The organism is Streptomyces composti, assembly GCF_012034205.1.
GTDB classification, from domain to species: Bacteria; Actinomycetota; Actinomycetes; order Streptomycetales; family Streptomycetaceae; genus Streptomyces; species Streptomyces composti.
In genome coordinates this window covers 110,003-129,413 of the sequence record NZ_JAATEM010000011.1, presented here as the reverse complement: position 1 = coordinate 129,413, position 19,411 = coordinate 110,003, and the positions used below count along the sequence as shown (strand labels likewise).

The 19,411-nt window shown below is 73.4% G+C and carries 12 protein-coding genes and 1 riboswitch; of the genes, 7 read left to right on the top strand and 5 right to left on the bottom strand.

Annotation, left to right across the window (positions count from 1 at the left end; genetic code table 11):
* Nucleotides 1–55: 55 nt before the first annotated feature.
* A complete protein-coding gene (locus HCJ93_RS11230; RefSeq protein ID WP_167993713.1) occupies nt 56–1,228 on the bottom strand; it encodes a C40 family peptidase in 1,173 nt (390 codons plus the stop codon).
* Between the two features lie 7 nt (nt 1,229–1,235).
* A riboswitch (cyclic di-AMP (ydaO/yuaA leader) is annotated at nt 1,236–1,407 on the bottom strand.
* A 283-nt stretch (nt 1,408–1,690) separates the two neighbouring features.
* Here HCJ93_RS11230 and pcrA point away from each other — a divergent pair.
* A complete protein-coding gene (gene pcrA, locus HCJ93_RS11225) occupies nt 1,691–4,171 on the top strand; it encodes a DNA helicase PcrA (protein ID WP_167993711.1) in 2,481 nt (826 codons plus the stop codon).
* A gap of 194 nt (nt 4,172–4,365) precedes the next feature.
* Here pcrA and HCJ93_RS11220 read toward each other — a convergent pair whose 3' ends face one another.
* Entirely contained in the window at nt 4,366–5,892 is a 1,527-nt protein-coding gene (locus tag HCJ93_RS11220) for a M23 family metallopeptidase (protein WP_167993709.1), read from the bottom strand.
* A gap of 355 nt (nt 5,893–6,247) precedes the next feature.
* Nucleotides 6,248–7,114, bottom strand: a complete 867-nt coding sequence (locus tag HCJ93_RS11215) for an esterase/lipase family protein (RefSeq protein ID WP_167993707.1) — start codon at nt 7,112–7,114, stop codon at nt 6,248–6,250.
* Nucleotides 7,115–7,548: 434 nt separating this feature from the next.
* Between HCJ93_RS11215 and icmB the strand changes: the two genes are divergently transcribed.
* Complete coding sequence (gene icmB / locus HCJ93_RS11210) at nt 7,549–7,965, top strand: coenzyme B12-dependent isobutyryl CoA mutase small subunit (protein ID WP_167993705.1); 417 nt, start codon at nt 7,549–7,551, stop codon at nt 7,963–7,965.
* Between the two features lie 55 nt (nt 7,966–8,020).
* On the opposite strand, the gene HCJ93_RS11205 is transcribed toward icmB, so the two are convergent.
* The gene (locus HCJ93_RS11205) at nt 8,021–9,775 is read right to left on the bottom strand and encodes a DUF5691 domain-containing protein (protein WP_240967549.1); all 1,755 of its coding nucleotides are present in this window, start codon (nt 9,773–9,775) and stop codon (nt 8,021–8,023) included.
* Nucleotides 9,776–9,899: 124 nt separating this feature from the next.
* On the bottom strand, nt 9,900–11,258 hold the full coding sequence (locus HCJ93_RS11200) for an SWIM zinc finger family protein (protein ID WP_167993703.1): 1,359 nt from the start codon (nt 11,256–11,258) through the stop codon (nt 9,900–9,902).
* Between the two features lie 132 nt (nt 11,259–11,390).
* Here HCJ93_RS11200 and HCJ93_RS11195 point away from each other — a divergent pair, with 132 nt between their 5' ends.
* The 5 genes from HCJ93_RS11195 (at nt 11,391) to sucC (ending at nt 19,393) form a co-directional block, all read left to right on the top strand.
* Nucleotides 11,391–12,542: an ATP-binding protein gene (locus HCJ93_RS11195; protein ID WP_167993701.1), complete on the top strand. Its 1,152-nt coding sequence runs from the start codon at nt 11,391–11,393 to the stop codon at nt 12,540–12,542.
* Entirely contained in the window at nt 12,539–14,971 is a 2,433-nt protein-coding gene (locus HCJ93_RS11190) for a DUF5682 family protein (RefSeq protein WP_167993699.1), read from the top strand. Before HCJ93_RS11195 ends, HCJ93_RS11190 begins: the two co-directional genes overlap by 4 nt.
* Before the next feature lie 35 nt (nt 14,972–15,006).
* On the top strand, nt 15,007–16,173 hold the full coding sequence (locus HCJ93_RS11185; protein ID WP_167993697.1) for a vWA domain-containing protein: 1,167 nt from the start codon (nt 15,007–15,009) through the stop codon (nt 16,171–16,173).
* A gap of 132 nt (nt 16,174–16,305) precedes the next feature.
* Complete coding sequence (locus tag HCJ93_RS11180) at nt 16,306–17,463, top strand: hypothetical protein (protein WP_167993695.1); 1,158 nt, start codon at nt 16,306–16,308, stop codon at nt 17,461–17,463.
* 748 nt (nt 17,464–18,211) lie between these two features.
* A complete protein-coding gene (gene sucC / locus HCJ93_RS11175; protein ID WP_167993693.1) occupies nt 18,212–19,393 on the top strand; it encodes an ADP-forming succinate--CoA ligase subunit beta in 1,182 nt (393 codons plus the stop codon).
* Nucleotides 19,394–19,411: the final 18 nt, after the last annotated feature.

Below are 19,411 nucleotides of genomic sequence, written 5' to 3'. Positions count from 1 at the left end.
CCGCCCACGATCACCCACGCAGGGTCACCGCCCGCGGACTCTGCTCGCCTGTCCGTCAGGCGGGGCGGACCACGCTGTGGATCGAGGACTCGCCGTCGTAGAAGATCGACTCTTCGCGCACGTAGGTGCCCGGCTTCGGCGCGTGGATCATCTTGCCGTTGCCGATGTAGAGGCCGACGTGGGTGACGTCGTCGTAGAAGAAGACGAGGTCACCGGGCTGTGCCTGGGACACCGGGACCGTCGTGCCGGCCTCGACCTGGTCGTAGGTGGTGCGCGGGAGGGTGACCCCGGCGGCCTTCCAGGCGGCCTGGGTCAGACCGGAGCAGTCGTAGGAGCCGGGTCCGGTCGCGCCCCACACGTACGGCTTGCCGATCTGGGAGCGGGCGAAGGCGATGGCCTTCTCCGCCTTGGTGGCGTACGAGGAGTCCGCGGCGGGGGGAGTGGTGGTGGTGCCCGTGGAGGAGCCGGACGAGCCGCTCTCCTGCTGGGCCTCCTGCTGTGCCTGCTGCTGGGCCTTGCGCTGCTCCTCCTGCTGCCGGGCCAGCTCGGCGGCCTTGCGGGCGGCCTCCTCCTGCTTCTTCTTCTCGATCGCCGCGAGCCGCGCCTTCTCCTCGGCGGTCAGCTTCGACATCAGCTCGCGCGCGGCGGCCAGCTTCTTCTGGACCTTCGCCTTGGCGGCCTTGAGATCCTTCTGCGACTCGGTGAGCGTCCGGAGGCTCTCGGTGGCCTCCTTGCGCTTCTTCATCGTCGCGGACTGCTGCTCGACGTAGTCGTCGACCGCCTGCTTCTGCCGGCCGGTCATCCGGCTCATCAGATGCTTCTGGTCGAAGACCTCCTGCGGCGAGTCCGCGAGCAGGAAGGTGGCGGTGTTCGACACGCCCGCGCCGGTGCGGTACTGGGCGGCGGCGTAGGAACCGAGCTGCTCCCGCGCCTCGTTGAGCTTCTGGGTGCGCTGGGCGACGTCGTCGAGGAGGGAGTCGACGCGCTTGCGCTGCTTGGTGGTCTTCTCCTTGGCCGCGTTGTACTTCTCGGTCGCCGACTCCGCCTGGCGGTACAGGTCGCCGACCTTCTTCTCGACCTCTTCGAGGCTCGGTTTGTCGTCCGACGGGGCGGCGTCGGCGGTCTGGCCCAGCAGGGCCACGGAGGTGAGGGCGGCCGTGGCGAGGGCGGGGGTGCGTATGCCTGCCACGCGTGATCCGGGGGTGCGCGACTTGCGATGCGACGCCAAGGGAGGCGACTCCTTCCAATGGTCCGCCTACCGGGTTAGCTGTCGGGTTCGGGCGGGTGCTTGGAAGGGTTGCCCTACGGCTGCTCCGTGCGGGAGTGAGCCGATTCACCCCAGGTCTCGGTCGGGTCCCCGGCTCCGGGTGCCGCGGGCGGCAGTGCCGGACTCGGCGGAGGCCGTGCGGTCCGGCGAGGTTCGCCGGTGGGGGTCGTACGGCCCGTCGGCACCGTAGCCAACTGGTGTGGCCCCTGTGAAGGTTGGTGGGCGATATGCCCGATACATTTTCGTGACCTTCGTGTTCGAGTGACGCAGGGTGCCCGGCCGGTGCTCGACGGTGTCCGGGCCGGCGGCCGGGTCCGCGGGAGGGGGCGGGCCGCGAAGGGCGGGACGGGGGTGCGCCGGGATTCGGCGGATCGTCCGGGGCGGACCCGGGCTGTCGGTGGTGCGCCCTAGACTCGGAGAGCGATGAGCAGCCTCTTTGACGACAGCTTCCTGGCGAACCTCCAGGCCCGGCAAGGGCCCGTGGACGAGCCGCCGCCACCACCCGAGGACGATCACGTACCGGAGCCGCTCCCGGACGATCTGTTCGGCGGGCAGTTTGACGTGCCGCCGGAGCGCGAGGAGTACTACCGCGACGGCGCCCCCCGCCCGGTGACCGACTCCGCCGCCCTCCTGGAGGGGCTCAACGACAACCAGCGCGCCGCTGTCGTCCACTCCGGCTCACCCCTGCTCATCGTGGCCGGTGCGGGCTCCGGCAAGACCCGGGTGCTCACCCACCGCATCGCCTATCTGCTCGCCGAGCGCAACGTGCATCCGGGGCAGATCCTCGCGATCACCTTCACCAACAAGGCCGCGGGCGAGATGAAGGAGCGCGTGGAGCAGCTCGTCGGCCCGCGCGCCCACGCGATGTGGGTGATGACCTTCCACAGCGCCTGTGTGCGCATCCTGCGCCGCGAGTCGAAGAAGCTCGGCTTCACGTCGTCGTTCTCCATCTACGACGCCGCCGACTCCAAGCGGCTGATGGCGCTGGTCTGCCGCGACCTCGAGCTGGACCCCAAGCGCTACCCGCCGAAGTCCTTCAGCGCCAAGATCAGCAACCTGAAGAACGAGCTGATCGACGAGGAGGACTTCGCCGCCCAGGCCTCCGACGGCTTCGAGAAGACGCTCGCCCAGGCCTACGCCCTCTACCAGTCGCGGCTGCGCGAGGCCAACGCCCTCGACTTCGACGACCTGATCATGACGACGGTCCATCTGCTCCGCGCCTTCCCGGACGTCGCCGAGCACTACCGCCGCCGCTTCCGCCACGTCCTGGTCGACGAGTACCAGGACACCAACCACGCCCAGTACGCCCTGGTGCGCGAGCTGGTCGGCCCCACCGAACACCCGGTGGACGTGCCGCCCGAGGCCGAGATCCCGCCCGCCGAGCTGTGCGTGGTGGGCGACGCCGACCAGTCGATCTACGCCTTCCGCGGCGCGACGATCCGCAACATCCTCCAGTTCGAGGAGGACTACCCGGACGCCACGACCATCCTCCTGGAGCAGAACTACCGCTCCACCCAGACGATCCTCAACGCCGCCAACGCGGTCATCGAGCGCAACGAGTCCCGTCGCCCCAAGAACCTGTGGACCAACGCCGGAGCCGGCTGCCCGATCACCGGCTACGTCGCGGACACCGAGCACGACGAGGCCCAGTTCGTCGCCGACGAGATAGACCGCCTGGTCGACGCGGGCGAGGCCAAGGCCGGCGATGTCGCCGTCTTCTACCGCACCAACGCCCAGTCCCGTGTCTTCGAAGAGGTCTTCATCCGCGTCGGCCTGCCCTACAAGGTCGTCGGCGGCGTCCGCTTCTACGAGCGCAAGGAGGTCAGGGACGTCCTCGCCTACCTGCGGGTGCTCGCCAACCCCGAGGACTCGGTGCCGCTGCGCCGCATCCTCAACGTGCCCAAGCGGGGCATCGGCGAACGAGCGGAGGCGATGATCGACGCCCTGGCCCAGCGGGAGAAGATCAGCTTCCCGCAGGCGCTGAAGCGCGTCGACGAGGCGTACGGCATGGCCGCGCGCTCGGTCAACGCCGTCAAGCGGTTCAACACGCTGATGGAGGAGCTGCGCACCGTCGTCGAGTCCGGCGCCGGGCCGGCGACCGTTCTCGAGGCGGTGCTGGAACGCACCGGCTACCTGGCCGAGCTGCAGGCCTCCACCGACCCGCAGGACGAGACCCGCATCGAGAACCTCCAGGAACTCGCCGCTGTCGCCCTGGAGTTCGAGCAGGAGCGCGGCGAGGGGGAGGCCGGCACGCTGGCCGACTTCCTGGAGCAGGTCGCGCTGGTCGCCGACTCCGACCAGATCCCCGAGGAGGACGAGGAGGGCTCCGGCGTCATCACGCTGATGACCCTGCACACCGCCAAGGGCCTGGAGTTCCCGGTCGTGTTCCTCACCGGCATGGAGGACGGCGTCTTCCCGCACATGCGCGCCCTCGGCGACACCAAGGAGCTGGAGGAGGAGCGGCGCCTGGCGTACGTCGGCATCACGCGTGCCCGTGAGCGGCTCTACCTGACCAGGTCGACGCTGCGCAGCGCCTGGGGGCAGCCCTCCTACAACCCGCCGTCGCGGTTCCTGGAGGAGATCCCGGCCGCGTACGTCGAGTGGAAGCGGACGGGCGCGAGCACGCCGAAGGCGTCCGGTGCGGTCTCCGGGGTGGCGGCGTCGCTGTCGTCGTCCCGTTCCCGCTCCTCGGCCTCGGGCGCCTCGGGCTTCGCCACCCGCCGCACCGCGGACCGGCCGGTGGTGTCGCTGGCGGTCGGGGACCGGGTGACGCACGATCAGTTCGGCCTGGGCACCGTGGTCGCGGTGAAGGGCACGGGCGCGAACGCCGAGGCGACCATCGACTTCGGCGACGCCAAGCCCAAGCGGCTGCTGCTGCGGTACGCGCCGGTGGAGAAGCTGTAGCCGGCGGTCAGGCCACGTCCGTGACGTGAGGAGGGGCTCCGGCCCGGACGCGGGGGCCTCTTCGGGCGGGTGCGGCCGGGTCGGCCCGGGTCCGAGCCGGCGTGGCGGGGACGGCCCGGCATGGGCGAGCGCGGTCGGGGCGGCTCGGGGCCGGGCGAGTCAGGTCCGGGCGGCTCGGGTTCCGGCGGGCGCGATCAGGTCGGCTCGATGCCGTGGCTGCGGAACCAGGCGAGCGGGTCGATGGCCGAACCGCCGCCCGGCCGGACCTCGAAGTGCAGATGCGGGCCGGTGGAGTTGCCCGAGTTGCCGGAGTAGGCGATGGGATCGCCGGCCTTCACCGTCGTGCCCGAGGGCACCCGGTACGTGGAGAGGTGGCAGTACCAGGTCTCCGTACCGTCCTTGGCCGTCACGATCATCATGTTGCCGTAGGCGGGGTTGTACTGGGTGCGGACCGTGCCGTCGGTCGCCGCCATCACCGTGGTGCCGTAGGAGACCGGGAAGTCGATGCCGGTGTGCACGGACATCCAGTTGATGCCGGACTGGCCGTAGTAGGCGCTCAGTCCGTGCTGGGCGACCGGGAGCGCGAACTTGGGGCGGAGCCGCTCCTTGCGGGCCGCCTCCTCGGCCGCTCGCTTGCGCTCGGCCTCCTGCTGCGCCTTGAGGTCGATGCGTTCCTGGGTGCGGCTGGCCCGGTCGGCGAAGTCGTCGGCGCCGGCGGCGAGGCTCTCCAGCTGGGTGTCCAGCTTGACGTTGGCGGCGGACGGTTTCACCGGCTGCGCGTCGGCCGCGGTGGTCTTGGTCTCCTGGCCGCCGTCGTCGGTGAGGTCGCCCACGGAGGCCGCGGCGATCCCGGCGACGCCCATCACGCAGGCCGACGGCACGGCCACCGTGAGCAGCGCGGAGCGTTTGGCGGGGGGCCGGCGGCGGGAGCGGGCGGCGGCACGTCCGGCCGGGCGGGGCGCTGAGGCGGGGGTGAACTCCTCCTGCCCCTCGAGCAGGGGCACCCGGGGCAGTTCACCGGTGTCGCCCGACCGCGCGGTGGTCTCGGTGTCGTCGTGGCTCCCGGACTCCCCGGTCGCCCCGGCCCCGTCGGGGTGGCCCGCCTGGTCGAAGGCGGAGGTGGCCTGCGCATCGCCCGCCTCGGGCTGCTGCGCGTAGGCCTCCGGTGTCGCGGGGGAGGTGCTCTGCTCGCCGTTCCACCGGGTGGCGTCGTAGGCGCCGGTGTCGAAGGCCTGGGTGCCCCACTCCCAGTGCTGGGTGTGCACCCCGGTGCCGTCGGACGGGTCGGGCTGGAGCCAGGCGGCGGCGTCCCACTGGCCGCTGGCCTCGGGCGCGGTGCCCTGCGTGGGGATCAGGGGGATCTGCTGCTCGCCGTTCCACTGGGTGGCGTCGTAGAAGCCGCTGTCGTAGGTGGCGTAGTGCTGGGCCGCGTAGGCGTCGTAGTGGCCGGTCGCGTCCACGCCTGCGGTCCACTGCCCGGTGGTGTACGAGCCCGAGTCGTGACCGCTGCCGGGGAGGTCGCCGAAGAGGGGGTCGGTGGCGAAGCTCGTATCCGATCCGGTACCGAAACCGGTGGCGGCAAAACCATTGGCGTCATGGCCGCCGTACGTGGTGAAGTCCCCGTACGGGGCTTCCTGGGCGCCGTACGACGCATAGTGCGCCGAGGCGGCATCGGAAGCCGGATCGGGGGCCATGGTCCCCGACGGGTGACGGTCGTTCACCAACTTCTCTTTCGCCTCGACAACAGGGGCTGCCAGAGCAGTGCGGCGACTGTACCCGGCGGTACGCGGGCACGACAATCTTCCGCAGGTTTCACGCCCGCAGGAAACGGGCATTCGGCTCGGTTTTGGTCGAGTGCGGGTTCTATGTTCGACCCATGTTCGAAACCAGTGGTGCGCGGCGGCCCGAACTTCGCTGTGTCGGACGGATGTTGTTCGGGTGAACGGTGTGTGGACGCGCCGGCGGTGTCCGGCCGAGGGGCCCGGGCGTGTCGCCGGACGCGACCGGTACGGCCGGTACGACCGGTACAACCGGTGCGGCCGGTCCGATGCCCGGGCTGGTGCGGCCGGGTGACCGTCAGGCGACGGTGAGGCCGCCCGCGTGGCCGGAGGCCGGCTCTCCGGGGTGGGCCGTGTCCAGGGCCTGCCGTATCGCGGTCGCCACCGCCGGGTGCACGGGCAGGGCGAGATGACCCACGCCGCTCACCCGGATGTTCTCCGCGATCAGGTCCGGATGGTCGATGCAGGCCGCCTCCAGCGGGTCCATGATGTGGTCGAGGTCGCTCCAGAAGGCGTAGAAGCGGGTGCGGCAGCCGGGGGCGGGCAGGCGCAGTTCCCCGAGGACCGGCGAGCCCGGGCGCATCTGGCGCACGATGGGGTGCGCGTTGGCCAGGGGCGCCACGCGGGTGCCGGCGTGCGGGGTGCCGAGGGTGACCACCGTCCGTACCCGGGAGTCACCGCCGAGCCGCTGCACGTAGTACCGCGCTATCAGGCCGCCCAGACTGTGCCCGACCACGTCGACCTGGCTGTGGCCCGTGCGCTCGCACACCTCCTCTATGTGCCGGCCGAGCAGCTCGGCCGCACTGCGGATGTCGCAGGTGAGCGGCGAATAGTTCAGCGACTCGACCTGCTGCCTGCCGTGCTGCGCCAGGCTGCGGCGCAGCAGCACGAACACGGAGCGGTTGTCGATGAAGCCGTGCAGCAGCACCACCGGTGGCTTGGCCTCGGTCGGCAGCTGGGCGGCGCCGCCCCCTTCGGGGAGGGCGGGGGCCGGGGTGCGGCGCTCCTGGATGATCCCGGCGGGATAGAGCAGCAGATGGCCCGCGAGGATCGCGAGCTCGAGGGCGGTGGCCTTCAGCAGTGCCAGGGAGAGCCCGGCCAGGCGACTCGGCAGCAGACGCCGGCAGAGCGGGAGAAGGGGAAGAGCTGCCTGGGTGACCTTCATGGGCCGACCTCCTGTCGGCACGCGAAGGACAGCCCTGTCCCCCGTGTGCCCTCATGGGAAATCGCGGCGAAAGCGGTCGCCGGCGCTCGCGTACGGCGCGCGGACCGAGCGCGGCGGTACGGCGACCTCGTCGCGGATCCCTTATGCGCATGTTCCCACTGATGCCCCTGTGCCGCACGGGCACGCGGGGCGCGGACCGGACGAACCTCGGGCGGCTCGGCGGGGAACGCTGCGCGGCGAACGTGTCCCACCGTGTGATTTCCCCCTCGGTCTGCACCGCGAAACTGCCGGTTGCGCGATGCTGGAGATAACGTTCGTTCACTTCCCCGGCCGGCTCGGACCGGGGACTCCGGACGTGCGCGATGTGTACGCCTTGACCGATGTGTGCGGTACTTGTCGGTACGGATGGATGTAGTCGCTTCATGGAGGCAGTGATGGGTGTGGCAGCCGGTCCGATCCGCGTGGTGGTGGCCAAGCCGGGGCTCGACGGCCACGATCGCGGGGCCAAGGTGATCGCGCGGGCCCTGCGCGATGCCGGTATGGAGGTCATCTACACCGGCCTGCACCAGACTCCCGAGCAGATCGTCGACACCGCGATCCAGGAGGACGCCGACGCCATCGGGCTCTCCATCCTCTCCGGGGCGCACAACACGCTCTTCGCGGCCGTCATCGACCTGCTCAAGGAGCGCGACGCGGCGGACATCCTCGTCTTCGGCGGCGGGATCATCCCCGAGGAGGACATCCCCCCGCTGAAGGAGAAGGGCGTCGCGGAGATCTTCACGCCGGGTGCGACCACGCAGTCGATCGTGGACTGGGTCCGCGCCAACGTGCGCCAGCCGGCGGAGGCGTAGGGGCACCGCGGGCACCCGGGTGAGCGGACGGCGGCCCCGGAGCGCGCGGGAGGGCTCAGTCCTCGGGCGGGGTCCGGATCTCGGGCGGGATCCGGAGCTCGGGCTGGGCCTGGGCCTGGGCCGGGCCCGGGCACCTGGGTGTGCCCGGATTCCCCGGTGGGGCCCGGTCCTCGGCCGGAGCCAGCTCCCGCAGCATCGCCGCGCGCAGGCGCAGAGTGGTGACCAGGCGCTGGAAGGCCTCGGCCCAGTAGCCGGCGGCGCCCGGTGAGGCGTCCTGCGGCTCGTCCGGCACCGCCAGCAGCGCCTCCAGACGGCTCGCCTCGGCAGGGTCCAGGCAGCGCTCGGCCAGGCCCATGACCCCGCTGAAACTCCAGGGGTAACTCCCTGCGTCACGTGCGATGTCGAGCGCGTCGACGACCGCGCGCCCCAGCGGTGCCGCCCACGGGACCGCGCACACCCCGAGCAGCTGGAAGGCCTCGGACAGGCCGTGCTTCTCGATGAAGCCGGCCACCCACGCGGCTCGTTCCTCCGCGTCCAGCGTGGCCAGCAGCTCGGCGCGTTCGGCCAGGGACACCGCGCCGGGACCGCCGGCCTCCGGCGCGGACGGCTCCCCGAGCAGCGCCCGCGCCCAGGCGGGGTCCCGCTGACGCACCGCCGCCCGGCACCAGGCCGCGTGCAACTCGCCCTGCCAGCCGTCCGCCACCGGCAGCGCCACGATCTCGCCGGGCGTCCGGCCGCCGAGCCGGCGTGACCAGGCGGCCAGCGGCGCCGCCTCCACCAGCTGCCCCAGCCACCAGGACCGTTCGCCCCGCCCCGCCGGTGCCTTGGCCACCACACCGTCGCGCTGCATGCCCGCATCGCACTCGTGCGGCGCCTCGACGACGATCGCCGGAGCGTCCCCCGTGCGGTCCAGGGCCACACAGGCTCCGGCCCGCACCGCCATCCGCCCGGCGAGCGCCGAACCGGGCAGCGCGGAGAGCAACTCCGCGGCCGTCGCCCGGACATTGCGGCTGCGGTCGTCCAGGGCCTGCTCCAGGAACGGCTCGTCGTCCGGGCCGAGTCCGCTGCGCAGCGAGTCCAGGAACATCAGCCGGTCCTCGGCCCGTTCGGTCGCCCAGGTGGACGCGAGGAGTTCCCGGGCGGCGGCCGGTGTGCGGGAGCGCAGCGCGGTGAGCAGGGCGACGCGTTCGGCGAACAGGCCCTCCCGCCACAGCCGCCGTACCGCCTCGGGATCGGACGGGTCCGGCGGGGCGGAGGCGCCGCCCGGTGTCGCCCGCAGGGCGTACCGCCAGTCCGGGTTGAGCCGGGCCAGCCACAGCCCGCGCGGCCCGGCGAACCGCAGGGCCGCCGGACGCAGGTCCGTGCGGCCACGGGCGGCGTCGAGCAGCGCGGGCAGGACCGCGGGCGGTGGCGCGTAGCCGTGCGCGTTGGCGGCCGCCAGCCACTGGGGCAGCAGCTCCATGAGGTCCGGTGCGGTGCCCCGGCGCGCGGTGGCGGAGCCGCCCCGGCGGTCGGTCAGCAGCATCGCCAGTCTGCGTGCCGCGGCGGCCGGCAGCGGCGGGCGCGGGTCCTCGGCCGCGGGCCGGGGCCGCTCCGCCGCACGGGCCGGCCGCAGGCCCGCCCGGCGCCGCACGGTGGCCGCGGCCGCCGCGTCCAGCAGTACGACCGGGGCGCCGGTGCCGGGCGCGGAGCCGGGCGGCGTGCGCCGGTCCGTGCCCAGCAGCGCCGTGGTGACGAGCTCTTCCCAGGATTCCGCCGGTGCCGCGGCCGCGTCCGGTGCCGGCGGAGCGGCGGCTGTCGTCCTGCTCATGAGCGTCCTTTCCGTCGGGCGTCCCGGAGCGGCGGCCGGAGAGCCGGCTGCCCCTGGTGTCCCGTGATGTCCGAAGGGTGCGCGGGTCCCGGGGCGGCCCCGAACCCGCGGTGACGCCGGCCGCTCAGCACAGCGGCACCACCTCGCCCGGTCCCTGCGGCCAGGCCGCCAATGGAGTGAATCCCTGGTGGCCGCACTCGCCGAACACCGTGACCGGGGCGCCGCCCGACAGGGCCACCAGCCGCCACAGCCCGGGGCGGGAGCGGGCGGCCGGGGTCAGGGGCAGGGCCGCGTCCTCGTCGGCGTCGGCGAGCTGCCAGGAGTCGCCGTCCGGGGCCGGTATCACCCGGTCCAGGGTCACCGGGACCGCATCCAGCCACGGGTCGTCGCGCAGCGCCTCGCCGTACCGGGCGAGGGCGTCGCTCGTCGTCGTCCCCGCGGGACGCGCCGCGGTGGGTGCGGGCGCCGAGAACCGCTCGCCCAGCGCCGCCCGCCGCTGCCCCGCGCCCGGGTACGCGGACAGCTCCGCGTCCAGGGCCAGCCCCACCGGCAGCGCCAGCTCCGGCGCCCGGCCCGCGGCACCGTAGGACAGCACCAGCGCGGTGTGCCGCGACTCGGTGCCGTACAGCCAGATGCGGCGGGTCGTCAGACGCGTGTCCGCCGTGTCGTACTGGGCGAGGACCAGCCAGCTGTCGCGCACCGGCGGGCCCTCCGCGGACACGGGCAGACCCACGCGGGCGCGGACCGTCGCCGCCAGGCCCTCCGGCAGCCGGTCGCGGTGCAGCCAGCCCTGGCCGAGCAGATGCAGCAGCGCGCACTCCTCCAGCAGCCGCACCGGCCAGCCAGGACCCGTCCCCGGTATCGCCCCCAGCTCCCGCACCCGCGCGGCGAGGCCCGGCGCCTGGGCGTCGACCATCCGGGCCCCCGTCTCCTCCCACAGCCCGTAACCGGCCTGCTCGGCGGAGGCCAGACCGCCCCGCAGCAGGTCCGCCAGCCGCTGCTCCAGCTCCGTGGCACCCGCGGTGACGCGCTCGGCCCGCCGCTGCGCCCTGCGCCCGGCCGCCTCCGGATCGGCGGACCCGGCCGGAGCCCCGGAGGTCCCGGCGGCCGCCCGTGCGCTCTCCGCGCGCCCGCGCCGGCCCGCGATCCACTCCCGCGCCCATTCGGGCGCTTCCCGCCGCGGCACCGCGCCGTCCTCGCCCGCCCAGAGCAGCAGCAGGCCGAGCGCGTGCTTGCACGGGAACTTCCGGCTGGGGCAACTGCACGAGTACGCGGGCCCGGAGGCGTCCGCGAGGTCCACCGCCGTCCGGTACGGCGTTCTGCCGCTCCCCTTGCACAGCCCCCACAGCGTGCCGTCGCCGGAGCTGCCGGCCTCGGTCCACGGCCCGGCCGCGCCCAGTCTGCTTCCCGCCTTGCGTGACGCGGTGTCAGGCGCCAGTGCCAGCACCTGATCCGCGGTCCAGCGGACCCCCTGCGAAGTCATGCTCCCGAAACTAGATCCCACCACTGACAATCCGCCTGGAGGCGGCGTTTGTGCAGGTCGGAGCGATTGTCAGTGGTGTGGTGCACGGTTGATGGCAGATCCGAACCGGCCGAGCTGGAGGGGGACTCAGCCATGTCCGCGCCCGTAGCACCGACGTCCGTCGACCCGAGCGAGAACGGCTCCGTGTCCGCACCCGCGGGCGCGGGGCAGGCGCTGCGGCCGCACGCCGAGGACGCCTTCGCCCATGAACTGGCCGCGCTGGCCGCTCAGGACGACCGCCCGCGTCCGGCGCGCTGGAAGCTGTCGCCGTGGGCGGTGGCCACCTATCTGCTCGGCGGCACCCTGCCCGACGGCACGGTGATCACGCCCAAGTACGTGGGCCCCCGCCGCATCGTCGAGGTCGCCGTCACCACCCTCGCCACCGACCGGGCGCTGCTGCTGCTCGGCGTGCCCGGCACCGCCAAGACGTGGGTGTCCGAACACCTGGCGGCGGCGGTCAGCGGCGACTCCACCCTGCTGGTGCAGGGCACCGCCGGCACCCCGGAGGAGGCCATCCGCTACGGATGGAACTACGCCCAGTTGCTCGCCCACGGCCCCAGCCGCGACGCCCTCGTGCCCAGCCCGGTGATGCGGGCCATGGCGCAGGGCATGACGGCCCGCGTCGAGGAGCTGACCCGCATCCCCGCCGATGTGCAGGACACGCTCATCACGATCCTGTCCGAGAAGACGCTGCCGATACCGGAGCTGGGCGAGGAGGTCCAGGCGGTCCGCGGCTTCAACCTGATCGCCACCGCCAACGACCGTGACCGCGGCGTCAACGATCTGTCCAGCGCCCTGCGCCGGCGCTTCAACACCGTGGTGCTGCCGCTGCCCGAGACGCCCGAGGCCGAGGTCGACATCGTCTCGCGCCGGGTGGATCAGATCGGCCGTTCCCTCGACCTGCCGGCCGTGCCCGACGGCGTCGACGAGATCCGCCGTGTGGTCACCGTCTTCCGCGAGCTGCGGGACGGCGTCACCGTCGACGGGCGCACCAAGCTGAAGACGCCCAGCGGCACCCTGTCCACGGCCGAGGCGATCTCCGTCGTCACCAACGGCCTCGCGCTGGCCGCCCACTTCGGCGACGGCGTGCTCCGGGCCGGGGACGTCGCGGCCGGCATTCTCGGCGCGGTGGTCCGCGATCCGGCGGCGGACCGGGTGATCTGGCAGGAGTACCTGGAGACGGTCGTGCGCGAACGGGACGGCTGGGCCGACTTCTACCGGGCCTGCCGGGAGGTCAGTGCATGACGGCTCGTGAGGAGCGGGCGGGCGGCGACCGGTTGAGCGCGCAGCCGCTGCTGCTGGGTGTGCGGCACCACGGGCCGGGGTCGGCGCGGGCGGTGCGGGCCGCGCTGGACCAGGCCCGGCCGGCGGCGGTGCTGATCGAGGGGCCGCCCGAGGCGGACGCGCTGATCCCGCTGGCCGCCGACGAGGACATGCGACCGCCGGTCGCCCTGCTCGCCCATGCCGTGGACGAGCCCGGCCGCTCGGCGTTCTGGCCGCTGGCGGAGTTCTCCCCGGAGTGGGTCGCGATCCGCTGGGCCCTGGAGCACGAGGTCCCGGCCCGCTTCATCGACCTGCTGGCCGCACACTCGCTGGCCTGGCAGCGGGGGCAGGACGGGACCCACGGGCAGGACGAGAGCGCCGGGCCCGAGGAGGGTGACGAGGGCAGCGGCGGTGACCGTGGCGGCTCCGGCCCGGGGGAGGGCGGACCGGCCGACGGTGTGCGGATCGATCCGCTCGGGGTGCTCGCCGAGACCGCCGGGTACGACGACGCCGAGCGGTGGTGGGAGGACGTCGTCGAGCACCGGGGCGTGGGGGAGGGGGACGCGCTCGCTCCGTTCACCGCGGTCGAGGAGGCCATGACGGCGCTGCGCGAGGCCCATGGGAGCGGGGGGCACGACCGCGACCTGGTGCGTGAGGCGTACATGAGGCTTCAGCTGCGGGCCGCGCGGCGGGAGTTCGGGGACGCGGTGGCCGTGGTGTGCGGGGCCTGGCACGTGCCCGCACTGCGGCAGCGGTCCACCGTCACCGCCGACCGCGCCCTGCTGAAGGGGCTGCCGAAGGTGAAGACGGACATGACCTGGGTGCCCTGGACCAACCGCAGACTGGCCCGCGCCGGCGGCTACGGCGCCGGGATCGACTCGCCGGGCTGGTACGGGCATCTCTTCGCCGCCCGCGACCGGCCGGTGGAGCGCTGGATGACCAAGGTGGCGGGGCTGCTGCGGGCCGAGGACCGACTGGTCTCCTCCGCCCATGTGATCGAGGCGGTGCGGCTGGCGGAGACGCTCGCCGCGCTGCGCGGGCGGCCGCTGCCCGGGCTGGGCGAGACCACCGACGCCGTACGCGCGGTGATGTGCGAGGGCTCGGACGTGCCGCTGGCGCTGGTGCGCGACCGGCTGGTCGTCGGCGACGAACTGGGCCGGGTGCCCGCGGCCGCGCCCGCCGTGCCGCTGCAGCGGGACCTCGAACGGGCCCAGCGCCGGCTGCGGCTCAAGCCGGAGGCACGGGAACGGGAGCTGGAGCTCGACCTGCGCAAGGAGACCGACGCGGGCCGCAGCAGGCTGCTGCACCGGCTGCGGCTGCTGGGCGTCCCCTGGGGCGAGCCGGCGGTGTCGCGCGGGAGCACGGGCACCTTCCGGGAGAGCTGGCGGCTGTGCTGGGAGCCGGAGTTGTCGGTGCGGGTCGCCGAGGCCGGCGTCTGGGGCACGACGGTACGGACCGCGGCGACCGCCAAGGCGGAGTCCGACGCGGTGTCCGCACCGGGCCTCGCCGATGTCACCGGGCTCGCCGAGCGCTGCCTGCTGGCCGGCCTGCCGGACGCGCTGCCCACCGTGATGCGCGTACTCGCCGACCGCGCGGCCCTCGACTCCGACGTCGCCCGTCTCGCGCAGGCCCTGCCCGCGCTGGTCCGTTCCCTGCGCTACGGCGACGTGCGCGGCACGGACACCGGGGCGCTGGCCGGGGTGGCGGCCGGGCTCGCCGAGCGGATCTTCGTCGGACTGCCCCCGGCCTGCGCGGCGCTGGACGCGGACGCCGCCGACGAGATGCGGCACCATCTCGACGCCGTGCACGGGGCGGTGGGCCTCCTGGCGGAGGCCGCACAGCGCGGGCACGCGGACCTGCGGTTCCGCTGGTGCTCGGTGCTGCGCACTCTGTCCGGCCGGGACACCGTGCCCGGCGTCGTCCGCGGACGCGCGGTGCGGCTGCTGCTGGACGACGGGGAGCTGGCGCAGGAGGAGGCGGCGCGGCTGATGGGTCTGGTGCTGTCGCCCGGCACACCCCCGGCGGACGCCGCCGCCTGGATCGAGGGCTTCGTCGGCGGCTCCGGGGGAGGGCTGCTCCTGGTGCACGACGAGCGGTTGCTGGGGCTGGTCGACCGCTGGCTCACAGGGGTTCCGGCGGAGGCGTTCACGGACGTACTGCCGCTGCTGCGCCGGACGTTCGCCGTGTACGAGGCGGGCGTGCGGCGCACCCTCGGAGACGTGGTCCGGAGCGGCCCGGGCAGCCGGAGGAGCCCGTCGGCCGCCGGTGTGTCCGGTTTCGCCGGCGAGCTCGACGCGGCGCGGGCGGACGCGGTGCTGCCGGTCGTACGGCTGCTGCTGGGACAGGACGGGGACACCGCGGCCGGAGCCGGACGGGCGGCGGACGCCCGAGCAACGGCGGTGGCGGGATGACGGGGACGGAACGGACGGGGGAGGTGCAGGCACGGATGGGGACCGAGGTGACGGACCCGGAGCAGGAGCGGCTGCGGCGCTGGCGGCTGGTGCTCGGCGGGGGCGCGGCGGACGGCACGGGGCATGTGCTGTCCGGACGGGACGCGGCGATGGACGGGGCGCTGGCCGCGCTCTACGGCAGGGACGACCGGGCGGCGCAGTCGGGGAAGGACCGCTCGGCGGGCCTCGGGGCGTCGGCGCCGTCGGTGGCGCGCTGGCTCGGCGACATCCGGACCTACTTCCCCTCCTCGGTCGTCCAGGTGATGCAGCGCGACGCCATCGACCGGCTCGGGCTCGACACCCTGCTGCTGGAGCCGGAGATGCTGGAGGCGGTGGAGGCCGACGTCCACCTCGTGGGCACCCTGCTGTCGCTCCACAAGGCCATGCCGGAGACGACGAAGGAGACCGCACGGGCGGTGGTGCGCAAGGTCGTCGAGGAGCTGGAGCAGCGGCTGGCCACCCGCACCCGGGCCACGCTCACCGGCGCCCTGGACCGCAGCGCCCGCGTCAGCCGGCCCCGCCATCACGACATCGACTGGAACCGCACCATCGCCGCCAACCTCAAGCACTACCTGCCCGAGTACGGGACGGTCGTGCCGGAGCGGCTGGTCGGCTACGGGCGGGCCTCCCGTTCGGTGAGGAAGGAGGTGGTGCTCTGCATCGACCAGTCGGGGTCGATGGCGGCATCGGTCGTCTACGCCTCGGTGTTCGGGGCGGTGCTCGCGTCCATGCGGTCGATCAGCACGCGGCTCGTCGTGTTCGACACGGCGGTCGTCGATCTCACCGACCAGCTCGACGACCCGGTGGACGTGCTGTTCGGCACCCAGCTCGGCGGTGGCACGGACATCAACCGGGCCCTGGCGTACTGCCAGTCGCAGATCAGCCGCCCGGCGGAGACCGTGGTCGTGCTGATCAGCGACCTCTACGAGGGCGGCATACGGGACGAGATGCTCAAGCGGGTGGCGGCGATGAAGGCGTCGGGGGTGCAGTTCGTGACGCTGCTCGCGCTGTCCGACGAGGGCGCGCCCGCCTACGACCGCGACCACGCGGCGGCGCTGGCCGCGCTGGGTTCCCCGGCCTTCGCCTGCACACCGGACCATTTCCCCGAGGTGATGGCGGCGGCGATCGAGAAGCGCCCGCTGCCGGTACCGGACACGGCGTGACCCCGGCACGAACCGGGCCCGGTCAAAGGGGACATGACCAGCCATCGGGAACAGGGGGCTTGCGCGGCCTCCCGGCCCGCATGCGAGGATCGGCGCCGTTCGAACGGAAATCGGACGCGTGAGGTGTCCCCCTTGACCTGGCCGGCCGTGGTGCGCGGGGCCGCGATGCGCGCGACGCGCGTGGCGGCACGGTCGCGTGCGCCGCACTGGGCCTGGCGGGTCGTGCTGCTGGCGGGCACGGTGTTCGTCCTGGGCGTGCTGTGCGGGGAGCGTGCGCGCGCCGCCGAGCCCGTGCCCGTGCCGGAGAACTCACGTGCGGCCGGGGTCGTCTCCGACGCCGGGTCGGTTCTCACGGGGCCGAGCGGCACGGAGGGTGTGCGAGCGGACTCCCGCGATCAGAGTGCGGGACCGGTGCGGGCCGTGGTCGAGCGGACCGTCGAGCCGGTCGCGGAGCCGGTGCGGGACGCCGTCGGCCCGGTACGGGGTGCCGTAGGCGGTGTGACGCGGACGGTCGTCGGTGCGGCTGAGCACGCGGCAGCCGGGCGGGCGGCCGGCCACAGGGGCGGCGCGTCCGTCGGTGACCTTGCCGGCAAGGCAGTCGGCGGACTGACGGGGAAGTCCACGGGCAAGGCATCCGGCGCCGGCCGGAACGTGCCCGCGCTGCCGGAGGTGCAGCCGCTGCCCGGGCTGCCGAAGCTGCCGGGACTTCCGTCGCTTCCGGTGCTGTCCGGCCTGACCGGCCCCGCACCGCTGCCCGAGATCCCGGGCACCCTGGAGGCTGCGCAGCGCACTCTTCCCGCACCGCTCGCCCCCGGGACCGGACATGAGCCTGCGCCCGAGTCGGGGCGGGACCCGGAGCCGGGCAGTGGCTCCGCAGGTGCGGCCGCCGGAGACCGGTCCACCCCAGGTGACCGGACCGGGAAGCAGGCGGCGGTCATGTCCGCCGCCGCCGTCCACGGCCCGAGGCCTGCCCTCGCCGACCCCACCGCCGGGCGCGGAAGCGGCTCCGGCTCCGCCCTCGTGCCGGCTGACGGCAGCGAGGCCGTCATGACGGACGGCACGGGTGACGTCGCCCCGGCGCCGTTCCCGGGCCTGCCCGGTGACCGGCCGGACGGATCGCAGGGTGGCCGTTCGGCCGCCGACCACGGCCCGTCGCGTTCCGGCGACCTGTATGCGGTCGCCGCCCACCTCTGCAGACCCCAGCCCGTCCTCGCGCCCGGTGCCAGGGCGGACACCGGGGCGTCCGAGACGCGCGACCGGTACGAGGACGTTCCCGTCCCGCCCGCGTAGTTCCCGCGGGCGGCAGCTCTCCCCTGCCGGGGAACCGGCGGTGACCGAGGGGGCCGACGGAAACCGGCGGAGTCCGCCGGCCCGCCGGAGCCCGCAGGGAACCCACCGGAACCCACCGGCATCCGCGGAGGTGGGCCTGCCGCCCGAGGAAGCCGGGCGGGTCCTGCGCCGCCTCGCCGAGCCGGTCCGGTACGGCCCGGTGACGGCCGGCTCCGACGTCTGATGCCTGCCTCCTGACTCCTGGCTGCTGACTCCGGGGCCGGAAGGAGCCGCCGCCCCCTGCACATCGACCTGACTCACGGGTAAGAAGATCTTCCACGGGGCATGAGACCTCGGACGGCCGAAAGCCATCGGCGCGTCCGGTCGTCATCCCCGTGGACCCGGGGGCCGGTCCCCATTGGGGTGGGGACCGGGCTCCCGCACCCCGGAGAACAGGGCCCGCGTGCCCGCTCCGGGTGCTCCACGGGCCTCACCGGGTCAACCCCAGCCCGGTGAGGCCCCTGCCCTCCCCCCTAACCTTGAAGGCACGGCGTGTCGGTGATTGCGGCATCATGTGACAGGTATCACCGCTCACGTGTGACCCGCGATTTAGAGGTGCCCGCCGAGCGGGGATAACCTGCGAGACGGACATGCCGCGCGCTCGGACACCGTGTGCGCCTCCCTTGTGACAGAGCGGACGTCACGTTGCCCTTCGCGGCACGCCCACGCATCCAACGAACCGCGAGATCACTGATAGGGACGGAAGCGCGTGGACCTGTTCGAGTACCAGGCGAGGGACCTCTTCGCCAAGCACGATGTACCGGTGCTGGCCGGTGAAGTCATCGACACGCCTGAGGCGGCCCGCGCAGCCACTGAGCGCCTGGGTGGCAAGTCCGTCGTCAAGGCCCAGGTGAAGGTCGGCGGCCGTGGCAAGGCCGGCGGTGTGAAGCTCGCCGCCACCCCCGACGAGGCGGTCGAGCACGCCACCAACATCCTCGGCATGGACATCAAGGGCCACACGGTCCACAAGGTGATGATCGCCGAGACGGCACCCGAGATCGTCGAGGAGTACTACGTCTCCTTCCTCCTCGACCGTGCGAACCGCACCTTCCTCTCCATCGCCTCCGTCGAGGGCGGCATGGAGATCGAGGAGGTGGCCGCCTCCCGCCCGGAGGCCGTCGCCAAGATCGCGATCGACGCCATCGACGGTGTGGACCGCGCCAAGGCCCAGGAGATCGTCGCCGCGGCGAAGTTCCCGGCCGACGTGGCCGACAAGGTGGCTGACGTCCTCGTCAAGCTGTGGGACGTCTTCATCAAGGAGGACGCCCTCCTCGTCGAGGTCAACCCGCTGGCCAAGGTCGCCTCCGGCGATGTGATCGCCCTGGACGGCAAGGTCTCCCTGGACGACAACGCCGAGTTCCGCCACCCCGAGTTCGAGGAGCTCCGGGACAAGGCTGCGGCCAACCCGCTCGAGGCCGCAGCCAAGGAGAAGAACCTCAACTACGTCAAGCTGGACGGCGAGGTCGGCATCATCGGCAACGGCGCGGGGCTCGTGATGAGCACCCTGGACGTCGTCGCCTACGCCGGTGAGGCCCACAACGGCGTCAAGCCGGCCAACTTCCTCGACATCGGTGGCGGTGCCTCCGCGGAGGTCATGGCGAACGGCCTGGAGATCATCCTGGGCGACCCGGACGTCAAGTCCGTCTTCGTCAACGTCTTCGGCGGCATCACCGCCTGCGACGCCGTCGCCAACGGCATCGTGCAGGCCCTGGAGCTCCTCGAGAGCAGGGGCGAAGAGGTCACCAAGCCGCTGGTCGTGCGCCTCGACGGCAACAACGCCGAGCTTGGCCGGAAGATCCTCGACGACCGCAACCACCCGCTGGTTCAGCGCGTGGACACCATGGACGGCGCGGCCGACAAGGCCGCCGAGCTGGCTGCTGCCGCGAAGTAAGGGACGAGGTCACAGAAC

Bases quoted from the DNA above. Each gene is read 5' to 3' on its own strand.
- icmB (WP_167993705.1), top strand. From the start codon at position 7,549: ATGGGTGTGGCAGCCGGTCCGATCCGCGTGGTGGTGGCCAAGCCGGGG.
- HCJ93_RS11205 (WP_240967549.1), bottom strand. From the start codon at position 9,775: ATGAGCAGGACGACAGCCGCCGCTCCGCCGGCACCGGACGCGGCCGCG.
- HCJ93_RS11185 (WP_167993697.1), top strand. From the start codon at position 15,007: ATGGGGACCGAGGTGACGGACCCGGAGCAGGAGCGGCTGCGGCGCTGG.
- HCJ93_RS11215 (WP_167993707.1), bottom strand. From the start codon at position 7,114: ATGAAGGTCACCCAGGCAGCTCTTCCCCTTCTCCCGCTCTGCCGGCGT.
- HCJ93_RS11200 (WP_167993703.1), bottom strand. From the start codon at position 11,258: ATGACTTCGCAGGGGGTCCGCTGGACCGCGGATCAGGTGCTGGCACTG.
- pcrA (WP_167993711.1), top strand. From the start codon at position 1,691: ATGAGCAGCCTCTTTGACGACAGCTTCCTGGCGAACCTCCAGGCCCGG.
- HCJ93_RS11190 (WP_167993699.1), top strand. From the start codon at position 12,539: ATGACGGCTCGTGAGGAGCGGGCGGGCGGCGACCGGTTGAGCGCGCAG.
- HCJ93_RS11195 (WP_167993701.1), top strand. From the start codon at position 11,391: ATGTCCGCGCCCGTAGCACCGACGTCCGTCGACCCGAGCGAGAACGGC.